Below are 6,068 nucleotides of genomic sequence, written 5' to 3'. Positions count from 1 at the left end.
CTGGTTATTTATATTTAGGGATTATTCTTGCGAGGTTGTAATACAGAGCTGCGCTGAGGTTTCGCAGAGACTCACGGAGGATTTTTGGACACAGATTTCACTGATTTTTTACTAGTCAGAAAGGTTCTCGACTCCGCTCGAACACCGGTTTGATTCATGTTTTTATACGGTCTTCGAGCGGAGTCGAGAAGTGATTACTGATTTTTTTGGATCTACATCTTCGCGACTTTACGAGAAATTAGGTTAGTTGCTGGTTATTTATATTTAGGGATTATTCTTGCGGGGTTGTAACACAGAGCTGAGCTGAGGTTTCGCAGAGAATTATCGAGAGATTTTTAGATATAAATTTCACTGATTTTTTCTTATCAGAAATGTTCTCGACTCCGCTTGAACACCGGTTTGATTCATGTTTTTACACGGTCTTCGGGCAGAGTCGAGAAGTGTATTTTGTTTATTAGGAAGAACTTGATTTGCTAAAGACGAGCACCGCGCAAAGGATAGTAGCGGCATCCTTTTTTGTGAAAAGTGCACTTGAAGGAGGTTGTTTTTATAAACTTTAATGCTGAACTTTGATGAAAAACGTGAATTTAAACACAAAAAAGATATAGCGGATAGCCTGGTTTATGCGCCCAAAGGCCTTTTATAGTTGGAATTGATAGCGATATAGTTAAAACAAATTGACGGTTTGTAAGCTTTAGAGTTTTTTTTGACTAATTTTGTACTTTAATATTGAAGTAAAACAGATTAAAATATAAATATTATGGCATTAGAAATAACAGATGCGACGTTTGAAGAAACGGTTTTAAAAAGTGATAAACCCGTTTTAGTTGATTTTTGGGCTGCATGGTGTGGACCTTGTAGAATGGTTGGACCAATTATTGAAGAAATTAGTAGTGAATACGACGGTAAAGCTGTTGTTGGAAAGCTAGATGTAGATGCAAATCAAGAGTTTGCAGCTAAGTATGGTGTTCGTAATATTCCTACTGTTTTAGTGTTCCAAAACGGAGAAGTTGTTGGAAGACAAGTTGGTGTAGCGCCTAAAACAGCTTATACTGAAGCAATCGACGCATTATTATAGTCTGAAAGTCTATATAAATAAAAGAATTTAAAAAGGTTTGCCATTATGGTGAACCTTTTTTTTATTTTAGAACAAAATTAAAAATTAAGATGAGCGATAAAATAAAAGTACAGGATGCTATTGATAGCAAATTTATAGAACAGCGTAAAGTGTTTTTATGGGGACAAGTGGATGATGAATCGGCTAAGCATGTGATTGACCGTTTGATGTATTTAGATGCTTTAGGTACAGATGATATTGAATTATATATTAACAGCCCTGGAGGTTATGTGACTTCTGGTTTTGCGATTTATGATTGTATTAAGGCTTTAAACAGTGAAGTTTCTACAATTTGTACAGGTTTTGCCGCGTCGATGGGTTCGATTATTTTATCGGCAGGAGCAAAAGGAAAACGTTTTATTCAGCCGCATGCGCGTGTGATGATTCATCAGCCAAGTGGTGGCGCTCGTGGTCAAGCCAGTGATATAGAAATTACCGCTAAAGAAATTATTATTACTAAAGAATTAAGTGCTCGTATTTTAGCTGATAATTGCGGACAAGATTTTGATAAAGTAATGAAAGATTTTAACCGCGACCATTGGATGGGAGCAGAGGAGTCTGTTGCTTATGGGATTGTTGATGGTGTGAAGTAAAAAGCGAGGCTCCTAACCCCCAAAGGGGGAACTCTTACTCTTTTCCAATAATTCAATGATTGAGGTTGATGTCTATTAAAATTTAATTACAAATCCCACAAGCGTGTTCCTCCCCTCCCGGGGAGGCTAGGTGGGGCATCTTTTTTTATGCTACAAAACGAACTAAATAAAGCCAAAGGTTTTAAGAACCTCGAGCTGCTTGCCAAGCAAGTGGTTGAGGGTTTTATTGCTGGAATGCATAAGAGTCCGTTTCATGGGTTTTCGGCAGAATTTGCTGAACACAAAATTTATAACCAAGGTGAAAGTACGCGCCATATTGATTGGAAGTTATTCGCGAAAACCGAAAAGCTTTATACCAAGCGCTATGACGATGAAACCAATTTACGTTGCCACTTGATTATAGATAATAGCAGTTCGATGCATTATCCTAAAATGCCCTCTTTTTCAATAGAGCGTTTAAATAAAATAGGCTTTTCGGTATTGGCTTCGGCGGCTTTAATGCAAATTTTAAAGAAGCAGCGCGATGCTGTTGGGCTAACGGTGTATAGTGATGCTTATGATTTTTATGCTCCGGAGAAGGGGAGTGAGCGTCATCACCAGATGTTATTAAATACTTTAGATGAGGTTGCGGTTTCCAACCCTGTAAACAAGCAAACGGAAACTTATAAGTATTTGCATGAAGTAGCCGAAAAGATTCATAAACGTTCCTTGATTTTCCTGTTTACCGATATGTTTCAAGCTTCGGAAGACGATGAAAAACTTTTTGAGGCCTTACGTCATTTAAAATACAATAAGCATGAAGTGATTTTGTTTCATGTGATGGACAAGAAGAAGGAGTTAGATTTCGATTTTGATAATACGCCTAAACGTTTTATTGATGTTGAAACCGGAGAGTCGATTAACCTCTATGCCGATTCGGTTAAAGAAAATTATAGTGCCACGGTTGAAAATTACTTCAATAACCTGCGTTTAAAGTGTGCGCAATATAAAATCAAGTATGTAGAAGCTGATGTTAATAAGGATTTTAATCAAATTCTAACCACCTATTTGGTGGAGCGTCAAAAATTCGCTTAAACACTAAATTTTTTTTAAAATCTTTTTCGGTGTAATTGATTGATTTTCAATGTAATTTAAGTTATCTTTAAAAATTAATTGAAAAAAGTTTCAAAAACGTTTGTGATATTTAAAAAGGCGTGTATCTTTGCACTCGCAATAACGCAACGGTCTGGTAGTTCAGCTGGTTAGAATGTCGCCCTGTCACGGCGAAGGTCGCGGGTTCGAGTCCCGTCCAGACCGCTAAAATTGCAAAAAGAAAGCTCTGAGAAATTAGGGCTTTTTTTGGCAATAATAACGAGGTTGTGTTGTTCCTAGAGAAATCTAGGATGTAGTAATACCAAAGTCTATTTGGTATTCCAATGAAAGGCTTTCCTTTTTTCTGTGAAGAAGATGGGGATGCTTTTTTGTTTTAGGGTGGTTTGTAATTTGGTTTTTAAAAAGCTTCAGCAAAACCAAAATAAACGCCTGAGATACCATGAGGTCCAAACCCATAATCAATTCTGAGGTTGGTATTGTTTTTAGAGTCCACTCTAATACGTAGGCCCCCACCATATGATAGTTTCCATCCTTCTAAAGAGAGGTCTTTATATTCATGGGCTACACGGCCTGTTCCAATCCATGCTACAGCGCCAAAGATATTCCAAATAGGAGCACGGTATTCTACTTGAGAATCAACAAGTACATGATCTCTGTAGGCGCCTTTAAAATAACCACGCATTTGTTTGTCACTACCAAGCATGGAAAGTTCATAAAAAGGCGTGTTTCCAGGGGTGTTACTCGTTGTGACTTGTAAAGCGATAATGTGTTTTAACCAAGGATTAAAATATTTTCTAGCATCAATTTCATATTTTGAATATTGGTAGGTGCTTCCAAGAAATTTAGGGTTGGTGACAATATAAGTCATGATATAAGCACCTCCCTGCGGGTTGTACCTGTTGCCTCTAGTGTCGTATGAGAAGGCGAGCCCAGTACCAACTGATATGCCACCATCTAAACCAGTAACATCATCTTGTATTAGGAAGCTATCGGGTTCGGTTTCTATGTTAAAATAACTTGAAAAATTAATAGGAACACCTATGTAAAAATGTTTTTTAAACCGGAACAAATAAGTTGCAAAAAATTTGATGCGTTCAAGTTGTACTTCTTCTATATCTTCTTTTTTTACGTCATTACCTATTCCGAAAATAAAATCGGGTTGTTTTTGATAATTGACGTATGCAATGACATTACGGTTGTTTTCTTTAAAAATAAGATCGGTTGAAACTGATACGTTAATACGACCCTTGGATGAAAAGGTGAAAACTTCAGATAGTTTTGAAGGTTTAGAAATGGTATCCTTTTTAGAAAGTGATAGAATATTAAATTTTGTAATTCCGAAAATATTTCCAGATTCAGGTGTATGGGAATAAATGGGAACTGGTGATTTTTTAAAAAAAGCTTCTGCTTTTTTGTTGAATTTATCAAATTTTGAAGGCTCAGCTTTAGAAGTATCCACCTCCTTTTTAGCGATGGAATCAGATTGCCCGTAAAGAAAACTTACAAGGAAAAATAAGAGTACGGTAAGTGTTCTTTGAATCATAATTAGCAGTTTGACTAATAAAAGCGCATTGATTTCTGTTAAAGAGGTGGAAGTTACATTATTTAAGCTTATGAATTAAAATAAAATTTTAGTTGTTTTTTAATAATAGTTTTATGCGTTTATCTGGTTTATAGTAAGGTAAGTTTGATTGAAAATAAGTTTGTGTTTATGCAGTGTGCTCCAATAAAATAAATGTTTAGTAGCAATAACTTATTTTGTACATTGCATTGGTTATATAATTCCAGAATAATTTATGGTGACATTAAAGCAATTAGCTAAAGAGTTAAATGTATCGATATCTACGGTTTCAAAAGCATTGAATAATAGTACTGAAATTGGTGGTGAAACCGTAAAACGTGTTAAAGAACTTGCCGAATTATATAACTACAAGCCAAATAAAGTAGCCTTAAGTTTAAAACAGAATAAAACCAAAACCATTGGTGTTATTATTCCTAATATTTTAAATCATTTCTTGGCTAAAGTGCTTTTTGGTATCGAGCGAGAAGCCACCAAAAACGGCTACAATATTATAACCTGTATTTCCAACGAATCTTTAGATAAAGAAAAAGAAAGTCTGCAACTCTTAGCTAGCGGAAGTGTAGATGGTTTTATTTTGTCTATGGCAGAAGAAACTCAGGTTGATGGTGAAATAGAACATTTTAAAAGAACCATTAATCAAGGTGTGCCTATTGTTATGTTTGATCGTGTGGCCTATGATGTGATGTGTGATAAAGTGATTGTAGATGATTTTGAATCTACCTATAATGCCACTAAAACGTTATTGGCCGAAAACCGAAAGGTAATTGGTTTTATTAGTAATATCAATGATTTAAGCGTTGGGAAGTTGCGTGAACGCGGTTATAATAAAGCAATCCTAGAAGCGGGTATGGAGCCTTTGGTTTTAAAGATTAAGAAGAAGGACGATCATCATAAAAAAATAAAAACTTTCTTTAAAAAGAATAACCAACTCGATGGTATTGTTGCTGCTGATAGTTCTTCGGGAATAATTGGCTTGAATATGGCCGTAAATTTCGGGTTAAAAGTGCCAAAAGATATCTCTGTAATTGGGTTTGCTAGTAAGTCTGATTCTTATCATACTTTACCCCGTTTAACAACCATTCGTCAGCATGCTAAAGTCATTGGATCTCAAGCTGCAGAATTACTCATCAACCGATTACAAGAAACACCGAAGTCGGAAAATTACCACACTAAAATAGTGAAAACCAGCCTAGTAAGAAACAAGTCAACCTTGTGATTTGTTAAAATTTAGTGTATTTCATCGATAAAAAACTGTCTAATCCAAGGTTATATTCTTCATATAGATATTTGTATTTATATTAGGACCTGAAAGAGGTGAAAATTGCTTTTTTATTCACGAACAAACCATACCTTATTCATGACTTTTTCTAGTCATAGTCTCTCAAATTATTTAACGTATTAGTTGCTTTTTTTACAAGTAACTCAAGATTGTTTATGCTCTCCAAATTGAATTTTTGTATTCAAAAAGATGGAGATATTTGTCATATTAAATTGTTAAAAATAATAACCCTAAAAATCAAAAGAAATGAAAATTCTAAAAATCTCATTATTAGTAGCACTTTTTTTAGCCTTATTTACCTCATGTACAGAACAAGATTTACATGAAGACGATGTATTAATAGATGATACAAATACAGTATTATTCACAGGAGGTAATGAAGTGGAGCGTTAATATCAAAATAAA

The 6,068-nt window shown here is 35.0% G+C and carries 6 protein-coding genes and 1 tRNA gene; 6 read left to right on the top strand and 1 reads right to left on the bottom strand.

The window, feature by feature from the left end:
* Window positions 1-760 precede the first annotated feature (760 nt).
* From trxA to F6U93_RS08535, 4 genes are all read left to right on the top strand, one after another.
* Entirely contained in the window at window positions 761-1,078 is a 318-nt protein-coding gene (trxA, locus tag F6U93_RS08550; protein WP_150938824.1) for a thioredoxin, read from the top strand.
* Window positions 1,079-1,167: 89 nt separating this feature from the next.
* On the top strand, window positions 1,168-1,710 hold the full coding sequence (locus tag F6U93_RS08545) for a ClpP family protease (protein WP_150938822.1): 543 nt from the start codon (window positions 1,168-1,170) through the stop codon (window positions 1,708-1,710).
* Window positions 1,711-1,857: 147 nt separating this feature from the next.
* Complete coding sequence (locus F6U93_RS08540) at window positions 1,858-2,784, top strand: DUF58 domain-containing protein (RefSeq protein ID WP_150938820.1); 927 nt, start codon at window positions 1,858-1,860, stop codon at window positions 2,782-2,784.
* Between the two features lie 148 nt (window positions 2,785-2,932).
* Window positions 2,933-3,006: transfer RNA gene (locus tag F6U93_RS08535), tRNA-Asp, on the top strand.
* 193 nt (window positions 3,007-3,199) lie between these two features.
* Here the strand turns inward: F6U93_RS08535 and F6U93_RS08530 are convergent.
* Window positions 3,200-4,345 carry a BamA/TamA family outer membrane protein gene (locus tag F6U93_RS08530; protein ID WP_150938818.1) on the bottom strand — a complete coding sequence of 382 codons (1,146 nt, stop codon included), beginning with the start codon at window positions 4,343-4,345 and terminating at the stop codon, window positions 3,200-3,202.
* Between the two features lie 253 nt (window positions 4,346-4,598).
* On the opposite strand from F6U93_RS08530, the gene F6U93_RS08525 reads away from it, so the two are divergent.
* Together F6U93_RS08525 and F6U93_RS14640 are read left to right on the top strand one after the other, a co-directional pair.
* Entirely contained in the window at window positions 4,599-5,600 is a 1,002-nt protein-coding gene (locus F6U93_RS08525) for a LacI family DNA-binding transcriptional regulator (RefSeq protein WP_150938815.1), read from the top strand.
* A gap of 309 nt (window positions 5,601-5,909) precedes the next feature.
* Window positions 5,910-6,056, top strand: a complete 147-nt coding sequence (locus F6U93_RS14640) for a hypothetical protein (RefSeq protein WP_191963479.1) — start codon at window positions 5,910-5,912, stop codon at window positions 6,054-6,056.
* The last annotated feature ends 12 nt before the right edge of the window (window positions 6,057-6,068 follow it).

It is taken from the genome of Pseudotamlana haliotis (assembly GCF_008806375.1).
GTDB lineage: Bacteria > Bacteroidota > Bacteroidia > Flavobacteriales > Flavobacteriaceae > Pseudotamlana > Pseudotamlana haliotis.
This window is presented reverse-complemented; position numbering and strand designations above follow the sequence as displayed.

Coding starts and splice junctions, on each gene's coding strand:
- trxA (WP_150938824.1), top strand. CDS start 761: ATGGCATTAGAAATAACAGATGCGACGTTTGAAGAAACGGTTTTAAAA.
- F6U93_RS08545 (WP_150938822.1), top strand. CDS start 1,168: ATGAGCGATAAAATAAAAGTACAGGATGCTATTGATAGCAAATTTATA.
- F6U93_RS08540 (WP_150938820.1), top strand. CDS start 1,858: ATGCTACAAAACGAACTAAATAAAGCCAAAGGTTTTAAGAACCTCGAG.
- F6U93_RS08530 (WP_150938818.1), bottom strand. CDS start 4,345: ATGATTCAAAGAACACTTACCGTACTCTTATTTTTCCTTGTAAGTTTT.
- F6U93_RS08525 (WP_150938815.1), top strand. CDS start 4,599: ATGGTGACATTAAAGCAATTAGCTAAAGAGTTAAATGTATCGATATCT.
- F6U93_RS14640 (WP_191963479.1), top strand. CDS start 5,910: ATGAAAATTCTAAAAATCTCATTATTAGTAGCACTTTTTTTAGCCTTA.